13 protein-coding genes and 1 other RNA gene are annotated in these 17,802 nt (G+C 57.3%); 13 read left to right on the top strand and 1 reads right to left on the bottom strand.

The features are described from left to right. Positions 1-4: 4 nt before the first annotated feature. From ffs to M2Q46_RS09595, 11 genes are all read left to right on the top strand, one after another. Positions 5-102: signal recognition particle sRNA small type (gene ffs, locus M2Q46_RS09645), an RNA gene on the top strand. 115 nt (positions 103-217) lie between these two features. Continuing rightward, positions 218-2,623: a DNA polymerase III subunit gamma/tau gene (dnaX, locus tag M2Q46_RS09640; RefSeq protein ID WP_302357148.1), complete on the top strand. Its 2,406-nt coding sequence runs from the start codon at positions 218-220 to the stop codon at positions 2,621-2,623. A gap of 41 nt (positions 2,624-2,664) precedes the next feature. Continuing rightward, complete coding sequence (locus M2Q46_RS09635; protein ID WP_009463063.1) at positions 2,665-2,991, top strand: YbaB/EbfC family nucleoid-associated protein; 327 nt, start codon at positions 2,665-2,667, stop codon at positions 2,989-2,991. Further along, positions 2,991-3,602, top strand: a complete 612-nt coding sequence (gene recR, locus M2Q46_RS09630; RefSeq protein ID WP_003803396.1) for a recombination mediator RecR — start codon at positions 2,991-2,993, stop codon at positions 3,600-3,602. The genes M2Q46_RS09635 and recR overlap by 1 nt, the downstream gene beginning before the upstream one ends. 105 nt (positions 3,603-3,707) lie before the next feature. Then, complete coding sequence (locus M2Q46_RS09625) at positions 3,708-4,748, top strand: ABC transporter substrate-binding protein (RefSeq protein WP_035271448.1); 1,041 nt, start codon at positions 3,708-3,710, stop codon at positions 4,746-4,748. Then, positions 4,741-5,547 (top strand): ABC transporter ATP-binding protein, encoded by an 807-nt coding sequence (locus M2Q46_RS09620; RefSeq protein ID WP_115634139.1) that lies wholly within the window; start codon positions 4,741-4,743, stop codon positions 5,545-5,547. The genes M2Q46_RS09625 and M2Q46_RS09620 overlap by 8 nt, the downstream gene beginning before the upstream one ends. A gap of 1 nt (position 5,548) precedes the next feature. Further along, positions 5,549-6,343 (top strand): ABC transporter permease, encoded by a 795-nt coding sequence (locus tag M2Q46_RS09615; protein ID WP_009463067.1) that lies wholly within the window; start codon positions 5,549-5,551, stop codon positions 6,341-6,343. Between the two features lie 352 nt (positions 6,344-6,695). Beyond that, positions 6,696-7,199, top strand: a complete 504-nt coding sequence (locus tag M2Q46_RS09610) for a sigma-70 family RNA polymerase sigma factor (protein WP_088450973.1) — start codon at positions 6,696-6,698, stop codon at positions 7,197-7,199. Beyond that, positions 7,189-8,175, top strand: a complete 987-nt coding sequence (locus M2Q46_RS09605; protein ID WP_302357145.1) for a FecR domain-containing protein — start codon at positions 7,189-7,191, stop codon at positions 8,173-8,175. Before M2Q46_RS09610 ends, M2Q46_RS09605 begins: the two co-directional genes overlap by 11 nt. Before the next feature lie 194 nt (positions 8,176-8,369). Further along, positions 8,370-10,793: a TonB-dependent receptor gene (locus tag M2Q46_RS09600; protein WP_302357143.1), complete on the top strand. Its 2,424-nt coding sequence runs from the start codon at positions 8,370-8,372 to the stop codon at positions 10,791-10,793. 85 nt (positions 10,794-10,878) lie between these two features. Then, complete coding sequence (locus M2Q46_RS09595; protein WP_226349561.1) at positions 10,879-11,979, top strand: YncE family protein; 1,101 nt, start codon at positions 10,879-10,881, stop codon at positions 11,977-11,979. A gap of 141 nt (positions 11,980-12,120) precedes the next feature. Here M2Q46_RS09595 and tal read toward each other — a convergent pair whose 3' ends face one another. Then, positions 12,121-13,083 carry a transaldolase gene (gene tal, locus M2Q46_RS09590; protein WP_302357141.1) on the bottom strand — a complete coding sequence of 321 codons (963 nt, stop codon included), beginning with the start codon at positions 13,081-13,083 and terminating at the stop codon, positions 12,121-12,123. Positions 13,084-13,288: 205 nt separating this feature from the next. On the opposite strand from tal, the gene carA reads away from it, so the two are divergent. Together carA and carB are read left to right on the top strand one after the other, a co-directional pair. Continuing rightward, a complete protein-coding gene (gene carA / locus M2Q46_RS09585) occupies positions 13,289-14,416 on the top strand; it encodes a glutamine-hydrolyzing carbamoyl-phosphate synthase small subunit (protein ID WP_256868629.1) in 1,128 nt (375 codons plus the stop codon). A gap of 8 nt (positions 14,417-14,424) precedes the next feature. Further along, complete coding sequence (carB, locus tag M2Q46_RS09580; protein ID WP_035270977.1) at positions 14,425-17,667, top strand: carbamoyl-phosphate synthase large subunit; 3,243 nt, start codon at positions 14,425-14,427, stop codon at positions 17,665-17,667. Positions 17,668-17,802: the final 135 nt, after the last annotated feature.

Below are 17,802 nucleotides of genomic sequence, written 5' to 3'. Positions count from 1 at the left end.
GGTCGGCGGGCCCCTCCGCATGGTTCGGCGGTGAATCTGGTCAGGTCGGGAACGAAGCAGCCACAGCCGTGCAGAATCAGTGCCGGAGTCAGGCTCGCCACTTCATTTGCTTATCGGGTTATGCGCGCCCGGTCTATCTGCTTCCCTTCAGCACCGAATCCGGTACACTTTTCCTTTCGCTTATTTGTATTGATGGTTCACGCCGTCCGGAATTCGCATGACCTATCTCGTTCTGGCCCGCAAGTGGCGCCCCCGTTCCTTTGACACCTTGGTTGGTCAGGACCACGTGGTGCGCGCTTTGACGCACGCCCTGGATACCCAGCGCCTGCACCATGCCTGGCTGTTTACGGGCACACGCGGCGTGGGCAAGACCACCTTGTCGCGTATTCTGGCCAAGTCGCTGAACTGTGAAACCGGCATCACTTCCAAGCCCTGTGGCGTTTGCCGCGCTTGTACCGAGATTGATGCTGGCCGCTTTATTGATTATGTAGAGCTGGACGCCGCTTCCAACCGTGGTGTGGAAGAGATGACCCAGCTGCTGGAGCAGGCGGTCTACGCCCCCAGCTCGGGCCGTTACAAGGTCTACATGATTGACGAAGTTCACATGCTGACCGGGCACGCCTTTAACGCCATGCTCAAGACGCTGGAAGAGCCGCCAGCGCACGTCAAATTCATTCTGGCCACGACCGATCCGCAAAAGATTCCGGTCACGGTCTTGTCGCGCTGTCTGCAATTCAATTTGAAGCAGATGACAGTGCCCGCGATTGTGGGTCACCTGCAAGACATTCTGACCCAGGAAGAAATGCAGTTCGAGCTGCCCGCCTTGCGTTTGCTGGCGCAGGCAGCCGATGGCTCCATGCGGGATGCCTTGTCGCTGAGCGACCAGGCTATTGCCTATAGCGCAGGCGATCTTAGCGCCCAGGCTGTACAAGCCATGCTGGGCACCATTGATCAACGCCACCTGGCGCAATTGCTGCAAGCGCTGGTCGCTTATGATGCGCAGGCCATTATGGGTGTGGCCGATGATCTGGCCTTGCGTGGCCTGTCTTATTCGGGCGCTCTGGCTGATCTGGCAACCTTGTTGTCCCGTATCGCCATCGAGCAGCGCATTCCCGGCACGATTTCTGATGATGATCCTCTGGCTGAGGCAGTGCGGCAATTAGCGCCCATGCTCTCGCCCGATCATGTGCAGTTGTTTTATTCGGTAGCGGTGCATAGCCGTCAGGAGCTGTCTTTGGCTCCGGATGAGTACGCCGGTTTTGTGATGGCGTGCTTGCGCATGCTGGCTTTGCTGCCCGAGCCTGTCTCGGCGTATGTGCCGCCAGCAGGGCCTTCGGGGTCTGATACTGCTGGTGCTGGTGCTGGTGCGGCTCAGGCTGCTCCCGCTCCTGCGGCAGCCCTCGCTGTCTCTGTTGATGCCGCCGCCTCTGCCGCGCCTCTACAGCAAGCTGCGCAGGGTGCGCAAACAGAGCCGAGCGCACAAACTGCACAAGCAGCGCAAACCACTCAGCCTGCGGTTAACCCACAGGCCGCGTCTCAGCAGGCACAGGCTTCTGCCTCTGCAGCCGCCCCGGTCGCTGATGTTGCCCGTGCACATGCAGCCCAAGCAGCGCCTGTCGCAGAATCCATCCCTGCTGACGACGATTTTGTCCCGGCCTGGGAAGATGCTCCCGAGCCTGCCGGTGCAGGGGCCAGCTATGACTCTTCAGAGTCTGCCCCAGCAGATGCAAACTTTGACGCCGGTTCCGCGACCAGTCAGCCTCAAGAAGCTGCGACTGCAGTTGCTGACAGCAGCGCTGTTGAGGCCGCCCAAGCGGCATCGACTCCATCCGTTCCGTCCGTCCAGCCAGCCGCAGAGTCCACTTCCGCAGCCCAGGCAGACTCCTCTGCCGACCCTGTAGCAGAGTCCTCCAAAGCCCAGGGTAAGAGCAGTGCTCAGCCCTTGATGTCGTCTCAGGCTCAGGCCGCCGCCCGAGTAGAACCCGTGGCTGAAGAAGCGCCGCCAGCCGTCTCCACCCAGGACGGCCCGGAAGAGCCCGCCTGGCTGTCCGAGGGCATGGACGAAGAGTTCGAGAATTACCAACCTCTGGATATGGACGCGGCTCGTGCCGAAGAAGACGGCGATGTACCGTCTGTGTCCCTGTCTGATCGCTTCATGCCCGATACTGAACTGGGCCTGCCTGTACCGCAAAGCGGCTCGGACAGCCCGCGTACCGTCCGTCTGGGCGGCATGAAACCGGAAACCTGGCCCGAAGTGGCAACCAGCCTGCCCTTAAGTGGCTGGGCCGCTGAATTGGCCCGCCAGAGCGAATGGCTGGGCGTGAAAGGCCAGGAAATCCATCTGCGTGCCAAAATCAAGGCCACTGAAGGCAGCCAGGGCAAAGCGCGCTTGCGCACCGTTTTGTCGGAATACTTTGCCCAGTCCATTCAGTTGGTGATCGAATACGGGGATACGGGCGATGCTACCGCGCATGCCGTGGAGCAGGCCAAGCTGGCCGAGCGCCAGCGGCAGGCTGAAGAGCAGGTTGCCCAGGATCCCTTTGTCTTGAGCCTGATCCAGGACTTTGACGGCAGCGTCAAAGCCGGGTCAATCAAGGCCACTCCTTTGGTGCGGGCCGCCTGAATGGCCCCTTGTCAATTTATATCAATCAGGAAAACCAAACCATGATGAAAGGTCAGATTGCCGGCTTGATGCGCCAGGCGCAGCAAATGCAGGAAAACATGAAAAAGGCCCAGGAAGCCTTGGCCGATATCGAGGTCGAGGGCGTTTCCGGTGGTGGTCTGGTCAAGGTCATCATGAACTGCCGCCACGATGTGCGCCGTGTCTCTATCGACCCCAGCCTGCTGGAAGACGAAAAAGAGATGCTGGAAGATTTGATTGCTGCTGCCTTTAACGATGCACAGCGCAAAGCCGAGGCAACGTCGCAGGAAAAAATGGCGGGTGTTACCGCTGGCCTGCCACTGCCACCCGGTATGAAGTTCCCGTTCTAATGAACGAACCGCAGATCGCTGAGCCCGAACCGCTTCGGGCTCTGATCCAGGCTCTGCGTCGGCTACCCGGTGTGGGCGAGCGTAGCGCTCGCCGCATGGCCTACCACTTGTTGCAACACGACCTGGTAGGCGCCGACCAATTGAGCCGCGCTCTTGAACATGCCACGACGGCACTGCAGCACTGTCAGCGCTGCAATGGTTTCACTGTTCAACCTATCTGTGAAACCTGTGCCAATCCCCGCCGTGATCCGGCGTTGTTGTGTGTGGTGGAGACGCCTGCCGATCAAAACATGATCGAGGCTACGCATGGCTATCGAGGCCTTTACTATGTGCTGATGGGGCGTTTGACGCCGCTGGAAGGCATAGGCCCGGATGCCTTGCAATTTGACCGCTTGCTAGAGCGAGCCGGTGATGGCCAAGTGCAGGAAGTGATTCTAGCGACCAATTTCACCGCAGAGGGCGAAACCACCGCCCATCATTTGGCGGAAATGCTCACTAGCCAAGGTTTGAAAGTGACTCGACTGGCACGCGGTGTGCCAGCCGGGAGCGAGCTGGAGTACGTAGACCCCAGCACCATTGCCTGGGCCTTGATGGAGCGTCGCGCCACGTAAACGGGTTTGACCGCTTGGCGGACAAGGGGGGGACACCCCCCTTTGTTTTTTAGTATAAGTATCAGACCTAAATAATTAATGACCAACAACAAGAAGGGGATTGCCATGAAACTGACTCGTCGTCATGCACTCAAGCTGGTTGGAGCATCGGGATTGGCACTGTCGCTGCCAACATTGGCCCGTGCACAGGAAATCGAGAAAAAAAGCATCACGATTGCCGTCGGTGGCAAAGCGCTGATCTATTACCTGCCTTTGTCCATTGCCGAGATCAACGGCTATTTTGATGATGAAGGCCTCAAGGTCAAAGTGGCCGACTTTGCCGGTGGCTCCAAGGCCCTGCAAGCGGTTGTCGGTGGCAGTGCCGATGTCGTCTCAGGCGCTTTTGAGCACACCATCAACTTGCAGGCCAAAGGCCAGATGTACCGTGCCTTTGTGCAGCAAGGACGCGCACCGGCCATCGTTTTGGCCGTGTCCAACAAGACGATGGCTGACTATAAGTCGCCTGCGGATTTGAAGGGCAAGAAAATCGGTGTGACCGCACCGGGTTCCTCGACCAATATGATGGTCAACTTCTATCTGGAACAGAACGGTCTGAAACCCTCGGACGTGGCCTTTATCGGCGTAGGCGCTGGCGCGGGTGCGGTTACTGCCATGCGTACGGGTCAGATCGATGCCATGGCTAACCTGGACCCGGTTATCGGCACCTTGCTCAAGGAAAACGAAGTACGTGTCATTGCTGACACCCGTACCGTTGCCGACACCAAGACCATTTTTGGCGGCAATATGCCTTCGGCCTGCTTGTACGCTTCTGAAGACTTTATCACCAAGAATCCGAACACGGCTCAGGCCCTGGCCAACGCCATCGTGCGCGCCGACAAATGGATTCAGGCCAATGACGCTGAAACCATTGCCAAAACCGTGCCTGCCACCTACCTGCTGGGTGATGTAGAGCTGTACAAGCAATGTCTGGACGCCAATAAAGAAGCACTCTCGCCAGATGGTCTGGTCGATGCTGATGGCCCCGCTACCGCCTTGAATGCACTGGCCGCTTTTGTGCCGAATCTGGACGCATCCAAGATTGATACCAGCAAGATCTTCACCAACGAATTTGCTGAAAAAGCCAACAAGAAGTATCCCAATGTCTGAGGCAGCACTTTCTTTAGATAACATCAGCTGTGTTTTTGCCTCCCGCGATGGCAAAGGTACGTACACAGCGGTTCGTGACGCCAGCCTGAACATTGCTCCAGGCGAGTTTGTGTCGGTTGTAGGCCCAACGGGCTGCGGCAAATCCACGCTCCTGAACGTAGGGGCGGGTTTGCTGAGCCCTTCGTCGGGCGAAGTGCGTGTGTTCGGCAAACCCCTGGAAGGGGTGAACGAGCGCGCTGGCTACATGTTCCAGGGCGAAGCACTCATGCCCTGGCGCAGTGCCGAATCCAACGTGATGGCCGGTCTGGAGTTTGCCGGTGTTCCGCAGGATGAGGCCCGCGAGCGTGCCCAGGAATGGCTCAAGCGAGTCGGCCTGGGTGGTTTCGGGGATCGTTACCCGCATCAGATGTCCGGCGGTATGCGCAAACGCGTCATGCTGGCCCAGACCCTGATTCGTGATCCCGACATCATTCTGATGGACGAGCCGTTTTCGGCACTGGACATTCAGACCCGCCAATTGATGGAAAACGAAGTGCTGGAGATCTGGATGGCGCAGCGTAAAGCCGTGCTGTTCATCACTCACGACCTGGACGAAGCCATTGCCATGAGCGATCGGGTGGTGGTTCTGTCGGCCGGGCCGGGTACTCATCCCATCGGCGAATTTCATGTCGATCTTCCACGCCCTCGTGACGTGGCCGAAGTACGCAACGACCCCCGCTTTGTCGAATTGCATGCGGCAATCTGGGCCGTCTTGCGTGATGAAGTTCTGAAGGGTTATGCCCAGCAAAAGCGTGCCTGATATGTCTAAATCTATTACTCAATCCAAGCTGGCCCTGCGCGGCTGGCAAATCTCGCTGCTCATCGTCATTCTGGCTGCCTGGCACTTTTTTACGCTGGACCCCAAAGTAGCCTTCTTCTTTGGCCAGCCACTGGAAGTGGTCAAGGTGATCTGGGCCTGGTTCGTCACCAACGGTGATATTTACCTGCACCTGGGCGTGACCTTGAGCGAAACCCTGCTGGCCTTTGCCATCGGTACGATTGCCGGTCTGGCTTGTGGTCTGTGGCTGGGCCTGTCGCCGCGTGCGGCCGCCTTGCTGGACCCGTATCTGACCGCAGCCAACTCCATGCCGCGCGTGATTCTTGCGCCTATCTTCGGCATGTGGTTTGGTCTGGGCATCTGGTCCAAAGTGGCTTTGGCCGTGACACTGGTGTTTTTCATCGTGTTCTTCAACGTGTACCAGGGTGTGCGTGAAGTCAGCTCCACCTTGCTGGACAACGCCCGTATGCTGGGTGCCAGCCGTCGCCAGTTACTGCGCCACGTCTACATTCCCTCGGCGACCAGTTGGGTGTTCTCCAGCCTGCACACCTCGGTCGGTCTGGCCTTTGTGGGTGCTGTGGTGGGTGAATATCTGGGTTCAGCCAGTGGAGTGGGGTACCTGATCCTGCAGGCCGAAGGCACATTGGACGTGAATACGGTGTTTGCCGGTATTGTGGTGCTTACGGTATTTGCGCTGATTCTGGATGGACTGGTCAGTGTGTTTGAAGACCGCTTGTTGGCCTGGCGGCCTCAAGGTGGTGGTACAGAAAAGCTCTGATTCATGTCGCTTGCGGTCAGATAGCGATCTGACAGGGCTTGCCCCGAAAACCGGCTTCTTTTTGGAGAGGCCGGTTTTTTTGTGCCGGCATTTTTGTGGCTCGGCATTTTGGTGAGCGCTGAAAGTTTAGAAAACTGAAGCCTAGTGGGGAGCACGTCGTGCCTTGAGGAAGCCATGCACGGCTTGAGGCGTTTTTCTGCTTAGAGTCACTTTGGATAGGACTCAGCGCAAAGCAGAAAGCAGGCCTATTTAGGCTGATATATAACCCTTGATCAAGATCCGTTCATTTGTTTGGAAATGAGAATTGTTGTTATTATCAGCCTTCTCATTTCCTTGCAGGCTCTTTGCTTTCATGTCCGACCGCCGTGCCTTTCGTAAAACCTGGCTTGCTCACTACAGTGAGCTGCTGGGGGCGTGGCGTCGTCGATCTCAAGTTGATCACGATGTGGAAGATGCCATGCACGACGCCGTGCTGCGCATACTGGAAAACGGCTCGGTTTCGGCCGATAATCCGGCCGCCTATCTGCAACGCAGTACCTCCAACGGTCTGATCGACCGACACAGACGGGAGGAAAAGCTGCCCATGGTGCCTTTGCATGAACTGCATGAGTCCGAGCATCCGCTGGCAGTTGGCCCGGAGTCCCAGGTTTATTCCAGCCAGATGGTCGATGATTTAAGAACGGTTCTGGATGAACTGCCGGACATTTGCAGGCAGGTGTATATTTACCAGCGCCTGGAGGGAAGCTCCCATGCCGAGATTGCCAGTGAACTGGGTATCTCCCGTGCCATGGTGGAAAAGCATATGAACAAAGCGCTGCGTCATTTGAGTACAAGGTTACAGAAGTATGCCCCCTGATGTCCTGAACGCAGCGACCGCACAGGATCAGGCGGCCGCCTGGTTTTCTCATCTGCGCTCGGGTGATGCCTCGCCCGAGGATTGGCGTGCCTTCGAGCAATGGCGTCAGTCCGATCAGGAGCATGATCGCTGTTACCGCCATCTGGAGGCGATCTGGCAAGCGACCTTGCAGATTCCCGAGTCCGAGCTGCGGGCTGCCTTGCGGGCTTCGCGCTCATCGGCTCCGGTCAACAAGCCACGTCGTCGTTTTGCCTGGGGCATGACGGCAGGACTGTGTGCGGCGGGTGTGCTTGCCGCTGTGGGCATACGGGCTAGCCTGGATACTGAGCCTTCCTATCAAGCCACATTGACGACCCCACGCGGGTTGCACGAGGAATTGCGTCTGCCCGATGGCTCTATCCTGATGGCCAATACCGGCACACACGCGCAGATTCGTTTTTACGAGAATGAGCGTGTCGTTGACCTGTATGCAGGCGAGGTGTTCTTTGATGTGCAGCCTGATCGGTCCCGGCCGTTTGTAGTGCATGCCGGGCAAAGCAGGGTGGTGGTCACAGGTACGCGCTTCAATGTTCTGCATGAGCAGCAGCAATTACAGGTGACGGTGGAGTCCGGTTCAGTCAAGGTGCAGCAGGGTGCCTGGTGGGACCGTGATACACGCTTGCTGGAGCGTGGGCAATCCGTTCACACGGCTGAGGATGCTCCTCTGGGAGAGGTACAAAAGGCGGATCTGGATACCAGCCTGGCGTGGCGTAACGGCATGATTGTGTTCGAAAACACGCCGCTGGAGCAGGCGGTAGCGCAGATCAATCGTTACTTGCCGCAAGCGGCCGTTTTCGATGCACCCCGTTTTTCCTCCTACAAGGTGGCTGGGGTTTTCAGTGTGAATGAGCCTTTGGCCCTGATCCATACCTTGCCGGATCTGGTGCCAGTGAAAGTTCAAACCTTGCCCAGCGGACAACTGCGAATCAGCGAATAGAGCCCGAGTTTGCCTGGCAATCCAGGCTCTGTTTTTTATTTATCAAAAATAATTCTCATTTTTGTTCTGGTGTTTTGATTCTGGTTCGTCGATAGAGTAAGGGGAGCTGTTTTATGTCGCAGACGGCAGCGCCCATCACCTTGCCTTGAGGCCGCCTTGGACGTGCCTTGCTACTCTTTGGACCTAGTCAGACTGTGAATACACCGACCTTTTCTGTGTGGCGCAACAAGCCCGCGATCAATACACGCTTGACGATTCTGGCAATCAGCCTGGCCTGCGCCGTCAGCGCCTTGCCGCTGGACGTACGTGCGCAGGCGCAAGCCACCTCCATCAATCTTCCTGTGCAGCCCCTTAGCAAGTCCTTGTTGCAGTTGGGGCAGCAGGCCTCGGTCCAGATTTTCTTTTCTCAGGAATTGGTGGATGGCCATCAGGCGCCGGCCTTGTCGGGCAGCTATTCCCCTGAGCAGGCCTTGCAGCAGCTCTTGGCGGGCACGGGTATCACGTACAAGCGCAAGGGCAATACCATCAGCCTGACGCCGGACCCGGCCTCCTCGGTGGCCGAGCTGTCCACCATTACCGTCAAGGGCGGGATTCTGGGCGACTTGTCGCCTGCCTATGCGGGCGGGCAAGTGGCAACAGGGGGTAGCCTGGGTTTGCTGGGTTCCGTGGATGTGATGGACAACCCCTTTAGCACCACCAACTACACCTCCGAATTGCTCTATGACCAGCAGGCCAGAACTCTGGCCGATGTGGTGGTGAATGATGCGGCTGTACGGACGACGACTTCTACCGGCGGTTTTGGTGAGGACTTTGTGATTCGCGGCTTTGCGGTAGGCAGTGGTGATGTCAGCGTGAACGGCTTGTATAGCCTGGTGTCTTCCAGCCGTGTGCCCGTGCAGATTCTGGAGCGTGTGGAAGTCCTGAAAGGGCCCGGCACCTTGATGCGCGGTATCCCACCCGGAGGGAGTATAGGCGGGGCGATCAATCTGGTGACCAAGCGGGCCGAGGACGAGCCGCTGACCCGCGTGACGGCCAGTTATGTCAGCCAGGCAAATGTGACGGCACAGCTGGATGTGGGTCGCCGCTTCGGTGAAAACAAGGAATGGGGCGTGCGCTTTAACGGCGTCAAGCGCGGTGGAGAAGCCACGTCACGCGACGGCAAGCAGGATCTGGGCATGGCCGCCCTGGGCGTGGATTATAGAGGCGCCCGTTTGCGCTGGTCTGCGGATGTCATCCACCAGGAAGACACGCTGGAAAATATCCGTTCACAAATTGGCTTTCAAAGCGATCTGACCGAGCTGCCTGCACCTCCGGATGGCCGTACCAATTTCTACCCCGGCACTCGCCTGACCCAGCGCGACAACACCATCATGTCCCGTCTGGAATATGACTTCAGCGATTCGGTAACCGGGCATATCGGGGTGGGCTATCGTCACGGCAAGAATCGCCAGATTTTCCCGGTGAACGTGAAACCGGGTAACCCCAATGTGCGTCAGTCTGTGGATGCGGATGGCAATTTCAGCGTGATCTCCACCTTCTATGATTCCTACTCCAAAACGCTAAGTAGCGATGCGGGTTTGAGCGTGGATTTCGACACGGGCAGCGTGGCGCACAAGCTGGCTTTCGGAGTGAGCTATATGGATCAGGAGCTGGGCAATGCCTACAGCCCTGGTACGGAAGTGGCGGACTCCAATATCTATAATCCTGTGCCTATTCCGGCAGGTCCAACAGAGCGGCTGACGCCACAAAAAGCGTCCAGTACCGGCCTGCTCAGCTTTGCCGTGGCAGATACCTTGTCCTTTGCGGATGACCGTGTCTTGCTGACGGTGGGGGCGCGTCGTCAGACCGTGGATGTCACCAGCTTCAATACGACTACAGGTGTAAAAACCTCCGATTACAAGGCCAGCTCCATCTCGCCTTTGGCGGGGATTGTGGTCAAGCCGATGGAGAATGTCTCGGTCTTCGCCAACTTCACCGAAGGTTTGACGCGCGGCACGATTGTTGGGGACACCTACGCGAATCGTGGCGAGATTCTCAAGCCTTTCAAGTCCCGTCAGTATGAGACGGGTGTGAAAGTGGATTGGGGTGGCATCATGACCTCGGCCTCCCTGTGGCAGATTGCCCGACCTGCAGGGCAAGAGGATGGAAACAATGTGTATGGCTACTTTGGCGAACAGCGCAACCGTGGTCTGGAGCTGAGTGCCTACGGTGAATTGATGCCAGGTTTGCGCATGATGGCCAGTGCTGGCTTTACCCAAGGCAAGCTCACCAAAACCCAGAACGGTGTGAATGAAGGCAACCGGGCACCGGGTGTACCTGCCAGCACCTATAACCTGGGTCTGGATTGGGATACGCCTTGGGTACAAGGCCTGAGCCTGAATGGTCGCGTGATTCATACCTCGTCCCAGTATCTGAACAACACCAATACCTTGAAGCTGCCCGCCATGACCCGCTTTGATGTAGGTGCGCGCTACTACACCGATATTGCGGGCAAGGATGTGGTGATCCGCGCCAATATCGAAAACCTGACCGACAAGCGCTACTGGCTGGCCTCCAGCAACTTTGCCACGAACGGGGCAGGGCGCACGTTCATGTTGTCGGCCTCCGTAAATTTCTGATTTGCTGATTGTTAACGTCAGGCAGGGCTTCGCGGCTGTATTCGATACCGCCTGGCCCTACCTGGACCTGGAAGGGAAAAACAAAATGTTGAAACAATGTTTTCTGATGTCCGTTCTGTCGGCGGCCCTGTTGAGCGTGACCGCGTATGCTCAACCTACCCAGCCATCTGTGCAGCCCTTGAGTCCAGAGTTGGCGCAGCGCAGCTCGATCACGGCCGATGGCGCCTTGCGCAAGGAACTGGCTTACGGGATTTATCAGATGGCTTACAGCGCGTCTGAAAAGGCCCTGTATGTAGCCTCGGCAGAAATGCTTGATGGTGTGCGGGGTGGGGCGCTCTACAAGCTGGACCCGCAGACTCTGGATGTGCTGGGTGTGATTCACACCGATGAAAGCAATTTTGGCTTGAGCAGCAATGCCGAGGGGAATGTGCTGTTCATGACGAACAGCCTGAACCCGGCAGTTGCGCGCGTGGAGCTGGGCGAAAAGGGCGGTTTGAAACGTACGGCCTTCAGCAATATGGGGACGGATGGCTTCAAGGTGGGGCCACGTACGGTGAAGCTGGATGAGGCCCATAAGCGTCTTTATGTAGGGGGCGTAGGCAATCCGGCGGTAATCTGGGTGCTGGACACGAGCAGCATGGAAGTGCTGAACACCATTGAGAATGCGGGCAAATGGGTGACCGGCTTGTTGTTGGACACGGATCATCGCCGTATGTACGCAGGCAATGGCGACGGTGAAGTGCTGGTGATTGATACGGACAAGAACCAGATCCAACAGCGTTGGAAACCTGCCGGGGACAAGCCGGCGATCTTGCTCAACTTTGCTCTGGACCCGAAGCGCAACCGTTTATACGCCACGGAAAACCAGCATCAGAAAACGGTTTATGTGCTGGATGCCAGCACAGGCAAGCTGCTGGAGCAACTGGACGTAGGGGATGCGCTGGATATTGTCTATAACCCCAAGCGTGACGAGCTGTATGTGTCGCACCGCCAGCAGGGCAAGGTGTCTGTGCTGGATGCGGGCAGCTATGCGAAAAAGGCGGAATACAGCTTGCTTGCTCATCCCAACAGTCTGCTGCTGGGGCCGGACGATCAACTGTATGTCACGGTGAAAGCTCCCTTCACGCCTGACCATAAGGTCAGCGCCCGCGAAAGTGTGGTGCGTATTGATCTGAGCAAGATCTGATTGCAGCCTGAAGGTTCAAAGCAAATCAGCCCGGCGCAATGCCGGGCTGATTCTTTTTGCTGCTCAAGTTGTTGATCAAGCAGCGGGCTTCTTTCAGGGCTTTGCAGGATGCAAAGCCTTTTTATATCGCAGTGCCAGTGATCAAGCCTGCTGACGCGCTTGCTGAATCAAGGAGTCCAGCTTGATGCCATCCGCGGTGAACTGACGGATGCCTTCGGCCAGCTTTTCAGTAGCCATCGCGTCCTGGTTCAAATCCGTGCGGAAAGTGATTTCATTGCTGGCACGCCATTCGGGGGCAACCGCCTTGGCGCGCGCCACATCCAGCATGGCAGGGACTTCACCCTGGGCTGCATTCAGCTGGCCCAGCAGATCCGGGCTGATGGTCAGCAGATCGCAACCGGCCAGCGCCTTGATCTGGCCGACATTGCGGAAGCTGGCACCCATGATCTCCGTGGGGATGTCATAGGTTTTGTAGTATTCGTAAATGCTGCGGACCGAGCGCACGCCGGGATCGTTCTCGCCCTGGTTGGCGCTTTCGTCCCAGTCCTGGCCAGCGGTTTTCTTGAACCAGTCGTAGATGCGACCCACAAAGGGCGAGATCAGGGTGACTTTGGCCTGGGCGCAGGCGATGGCTTGCGGCAGGCAGAACAAAAGGGTCAGGTTGCAGTTGATGCCTTCGGCTTGCAGCGTACGGGCGGCCTGAATGCCTTCCCAGGTGCTGGCCAGCTTGATCAGTACCCGTTCGCGCGGCACACCGGCCTTTTCGTAATGCTGAATGATATGGCGGGCGCGCTCGACACTGGCCAGGGTATCAAAAGACAGGCGGGCATCCACTTCAGTGGAGACGCGGCCGGGAACAATGTCCAGAATTTGTTGGCCAAAGGCAACCAGCAACAGATCGCTGGTTTCAGCCAGGCTGGCGTGAGGGTGGTCGGCGATGACACGGTCCAGCAAGGGGCGATAGGCCGCCTGCTGGACAGCCTTCAAGATCAGGGAAGGATTGGTTGTTGCATCGGTAGGGCGATACGCACGCATCGCTTCAAAATCGCCTGTGTCGGCCACTACGGTTGTGCACTGGCGCAGGGAGTCAAGCTGAGTAGTCATGTCTGTTACTAGTCCATCGCAAAGCCATCAAACCAATCAATTACTGTAGTCGATTTTCCAAGTTTTCGTGCCTGGTTTCGGTGTTATTACCGATAAACTACCGGAAAAACCCCGTTTGAGCATATAATTAGAAGGTTTAATATTAATTTCAGAATCCGGGGTTTTTAACGTGCTGCCGTCTTTATTTCCTGAGGAGTCCCGCACTATCACTAGTGCCGTCCTAGCCCTGGCGGATGGAACCCTATTCAAAGGGGTATCAATCGGTGCCGAGGGGCACTGTGTTGCTGAGATCGTTTTCAATACAGCCATGACGGGCTATCAGGAAATCCTGACAGACCCAAGCTACAGCGGTCAAATTGTTACGCTTACCTATCCGCACATCGGTAATACCGGTGTCAATCCAGAGGACTCCGAATCCACCAAAGCCCACGCTGCCGGGCTTGTCATTCGCGATTGTCCCGCCCGCCTGTCCAACTTCCGCTCCACCCAGTCTTTGCCCGACTACCTGAAAGCTCAGGGCGTTGTGGCCATCTCCGGTATCGACACCCGCAAGCTGACTCGCATTTTGCGCGAGAAAGGCTCCATGGGTGCCTGCATCCTGGTGGGTGATGATGCCGAACGTGCACTGGAACTGGCCCGCTCTTTCCCTGGCCTGAAAGGTCAGGACCTGGCCAAGGTGGTTACCACCGACAAGTCCTACAACTGGACCGAAGGTTCGTGGGAACTGGGCCAAGGTTTCTCCAAGCCCGAAGGCGACCGCTTCCACGTGGTGGCTTACGACTTTGGCGTCAAGGCCAACATCCTGCGCCTGATGGCGGACCGTGGCTGTAAGGTCACCGTCGTGCCTGCGCAAACTCCATTGGCCGATGTGCTGGCTTACGAACCTGATGGCGTGTTCCTGTCCAACGGCCCTGGCGATCCGGAGCCTTGCGATTACGCAATCGAAGCTTGCAAGGGCTTGCTGGAGCGCAAGTTGCCTGTGTTTGGTATTTGCCTGGGTCATCAGATCCTGGGTCTGGCCGTAGGTGCTCAGACCTTGAAGATGAAAAACGGCCACCACGGTGCCAACCACCCTGTGCAGGAACTGGCCAGCGGCCGCGTGTTCATCACCAGCCAGAATCACGGCTTTGCGGTGGATGCCACCACCTTGCCAGCCAATGCCAAGGTCACGCACATTTCTTTGTTCGACCAGAGCCTGCAAGGCTTCGAGTTGACAGATCGCCCCGCGTTTTGCTTCCAGGGTCACCCCGAAGCCACTCCCGGCCCGCGCGATATTGCCTCGCTGTTCGACAAATTCATCAGCCTGATGGCTGCCCACCAGGCCAATAAATAAATCGCACTATGCCAAAGCGTTCAGACTTAAAAAGCATTCTTATCATTGGCGCAGGCCCGATCATCATTGGTCAGGCTTGTGAATTCGACTACTCGGGAGCCCAGGCATGTAAGGCCCTGAAGGCCGAGGGTTACCGGACTGTGCTGGTCAACAGCAACCCGGCCACCATCATGACGGACCCGGATACGGCCGACGTCACCTACATCGAGCCCATCACCTGGCAAGCTGTCGAGAAAATCATTGAAAAAGAGCGTCCCGATGCGCTCTTGCCCACCATGGGCGGCCAAACCGCGCTGAACTGCGCCCTGGATCTGGCCAAGCATGGCGTGCTGGAAAAATTCGGTGTCGAGCTGATCGGTGCCAACGCCGCTGCTATCGAAAAAGCCGAAGACCGCCTGAAATTCAAGGACGCCATGACCTCCATCGGTCTGGAGTCCGCCAAGTCCGGCGTGGCTCACAGCATGGACGAAGCCTGGGCGGTTCAAAAGCGTATCGCTGAAGAAATTGGCACCGCCGGTTTCCCCGTCGTGATTCGCCCCAGCTTCACGCTGGGCGGTACGGGCGGCGGTATTGCCTACAACCCTGAAGAATTCGAAACCATCTGCCGTCGTGGTCTGGAAGCATCGCCAACCAACGAACTGCTGATTGAAGAGTCCCTGCTGGGCTGGAAAGAGTTTGAAATGGAAGTCGTGCGTGATCGCGCCGACAACTGCATTATTGTGTGCTCCATTGAAAACCTGGACCCCATGGGTGTGCACACCGGTGACTCCATCACCGTGGCTCCTGCCCAAACCCTGACCGACCGCGAATACCAGATCATGCGTAATGCATCGATCGCCGTATTGCGCGAAATCGGTGTGGATACCGGTGGTTCGAACGTTCAGTTCGCGGTGAACCCCGATAACGGCCGCATGATCGTTATCGAAATGAACCCGCGCGTGTCTCGTTCCTCGGCTCTGGCTTCCAAAGCCACGGGTTTCCCTATCGCCAAGATTGCTGCGCGTCTGGCCGTGGGTTACACCCTGGACGAGCTGCTGAACGAAATCACCGGTGGTGCGACCCCCGCTTCGTTCGAGCCCACCATCGATTACGTGGTTACCAAAGTGCCACGTTTCGCCTTCGAAAAATTCCCTCAGGCCGACTCGCGCCTGACCACCCAGATGAAGTCCGTGGGCGAAGTGATGGCCATTGGCCGCACTTTCCAGGAATCCTTCCAGAAAGCCCTGCGTGGCCTTGAAGTGGGTGTGGATGGTCTGAACCAGAAAACCACCGACCGCGAAAAACTGCAGGTCGAGCTGGGCGAACCCGGCCCAGAGCGTATCTGGTACGTGGGCGATGCTTTCGCTCAAGGCCTGACCCTGGACGAAGTTCACAACCTGACCAAGATCGACCCCTGGTTCCTGGCCCAGATCAAAGAGATCGTGGACATCGAACTGGCTCTGGAGCAAAAGACGCTGGCCGATCTGGACCGCGACACCTTGTTCGGTCTGAAGCGTCGTGGTTTCTCCGACCGCCGTCTGGCTTTCCTGCTGGACACCGTGGAATCGGAAGTGCGCAAACTGCGTCACCAGTTGAACGTGCGTCCTGTCTACAAGCGTGTGGACACCTGCGCGGCTGAATTCTCCACCGATACGGCCTATATGTACTCGACCTACGAGGAAGAGTGCGAATCCAATCCTACGGACAAGAAGAAGATCATTGTTCTGGGTGGTGGTCCTAACCGTATTGGTCAGGGTATCGAGTTTGACTACTGCTGCGTGCACGCTGCTCTGGCATTGCGTGAAGATGGTTACGAAACCATCATGGTCAACTGCAACCCCGAAACCGTTTCTACCGACTACGACACCTCCGACCGTCTGTACTTCGAGCCTCTGACTCTGGAAGACGTGCTGGAAATCGTTCACATCGAAAAACCCGTGGGCACCATCGTTCAGTACGGTGGTCAGACTCCGCTGAAATTGGCACGTGCTCTGGAAGCCAACGGTGTACCTATCATCGGTACCAGCCCTGAATCCATTGACGTGGCTGAAGACCGTGAGCGCTTCCAGAAGCTGCTGACCAAGCTGGGTCTGCGTCAGCCGCCAAACCGTACGGCTCGTACCGAAGGCGAAGCCATTGCTCTGGCTGCTGAAATTGGCTACCCCCTGGTGGTGCGCCCAAGCTATGTGCTGGGTGGCCGCGCCATGGAAATTGTGCACGAGCAGCAAGACCTGGAGCGCTACATGCGCGAAGCGGTCAAGGTCAGCAATGACTCGCCCGTGCTGCTGGATCACTTCCTGAACAACGCTACCGAAGTGGACGTGGACTGCCTGGCCGATGGCGAGCGCGTCTTCGTGGGCGGTGTGATGCAACACATTGAACAAGCTGGTGTTCACTCCGGTGACTCCGCTTGCAGCTTGCCTCCTTACTCGCTCAGCGACGAAACCGTAGCTGAAATCAAGCGCCAGACCGCACTCATGGCCAAGGCCTTGAACGTGAAGGGCCTGATGAACGTGCAGTTCGCCATTCAGGATGGTGATGTGTACGTGCTGGAAGTGAACCCACGTGCTTCGCGTACCGTGCCGTTCGTGTCCAAGGCTACCGGCTTGCAGCTGGCCAAGATCGCCGCTCGCGCCATGGCTGGTCAGACTCTGTCCGAGCAAGGCATTACTGAAGAAGTCACGCCGTCTTACTACAGCGTGAAAGAAGCCGTGTTCCCCTTCGTGAAGTTCCCTGGTGTGGATACCATTCTGGGACCTGAAATGAAGTCAACCGGCGAAGTCATGGGCGTGGGCACCTCGTTTGCCGAAGCCTTCGTGAAGTCGCAGATGGCTGCCAGCGTGAACCTGCCCAAGGGCGGTCTGGCCTTCATCAGCGTGCGTGCTCAGGACAAACCACAAGCGGTTGAAGTGGCTCGTGGCCTGATCTCGCTGGGCTTCAAGGTTGTGGCTACCCGCGGTACCGCCAGCGCCATCGAGCAGGCCGGTCTGGCTGTTCAAGTGGTGAACAAGGTTACCGAAGGTCGTCCGCACATTGTGGACATGATCAAGAACGGTGAAGTTTCCTTGGTCATCAATACGGTTGAAGAGCGTCGCAACGCCATCGTTGATTCGCGTACAATCCGTACACATGCGCTGGCTGCCAACCTGGCCTACTACACCACCATTGCCGGTGCTGTGGCGGCGGTTCAAGGCTTGCAGTATCTGAGCCAAGGTGAGGGCTTGAAAGTTTACGCGGTTCAAGAGCTGCACGCTCTGCTCGCGAAACACTAAGTCTTACCCGGCTGGAAAGGCGCACCTTAGTGGTGCGCCTTTTTTTGTTCTTGCATCAGACAAGACCAAGCCGTCGTATTGGGGCAGCACGCAGGCCACCGCCTGCACAGTGCAGAAGTTTTCTTCTTTGGAGAT

The organism is Alcaligenes sp. YSL9 (assembly GCF_030515105.1).
GTDB classification, from domain to species: Bacteria; Pseudomonadota; Gammaproteobacteria; order Burkholderiales; family Burkholderiaceae_B; genus Alcaligenes; species Alcaligenes phenolicus.
The sequence above is the reverse complement of the archived record's forward strand: the minus strand, read 5'-3'. Positions and strand labels throughout refer to the sequence as shown.

Bases quoted from the DNA above. Each gene is read 5' to 3' on its own strand.
- carB (WP_035270977.1), top strand. From the start codon at position 14,425: ATGCCAAAGCGTTCAGACTTAAAAAGCATTCTTATCATTGGCGCAGGC.
- M2Q46_RS09635 (WP_009463063.1), top strand. From the start codon at position 2,665: ATGATGAAAGGTCAGATTGCCGGCTTGATGCGCCAGGCGCAGCAAATG.
- M2Q46_RS09625 (WP_035271448.1), top strand. From the start codon at position 3,708: ATGAAACTGACTCGTCGTCATGCACTCAAGCTGGTTGGAGCATCGGGA.
- recR (WP_003803396.1), top strand. From the start codon at position 2,991: ATGAACGAACCGCAGATCGCTGAGCCCGAACCGCTTCGGGCTCTGATC.
- tal (WP_302357141.1), bottom strand. From the start codon at position 13,083: ATGACTACTCAGCTTGACTCCCTGCGCCAGTGCACAACCGTAGTGGCC.
- M2Q46_RS09595 (WP_226349561.1), top strand. From the start codon at position 10,879: ATGTTGAAACAATGTTTTCTGATGTCCGTTCTGTCGGCGGCCCTGTTG.
- M2Q46_RS09610 (WP_088450973.1), top strand. From the start codon at position 6,696: ATGTCCGACCGCCGTGCCTTTCGTAAAACCTGGCTTGCTCACTACAGT.
- M2Q46_RS09620 (WP_115634139.1), top strand. From the start codon at position 4,741: ATGTCTGAGGCAGCACTTTCTTTAGATAACATCAGCTGTGTTTTTGCC.
- M2Q46_RS09615 (WP_009463067.1), top strand. From the start codon at position 5,549: ATGTCTAAATCTATTACTCAATCCAAGCTGGCCCTGCGCGGCTGGCAA.
- dnaX (WP_302357148.1), top strand. From the start codon at position 218: ATGACCTATCTCGTTCTGGCCCGCAAGTGGCGCCCCCGTTCCTTTGAC.
- M2Q46_RS09605 (WP_302357145.1), top strand. From the start codon at position 7,189: ATGCCCCCTGATGTCCTGAACGCAGCGACCGCACAGGATCAGGCGGCC.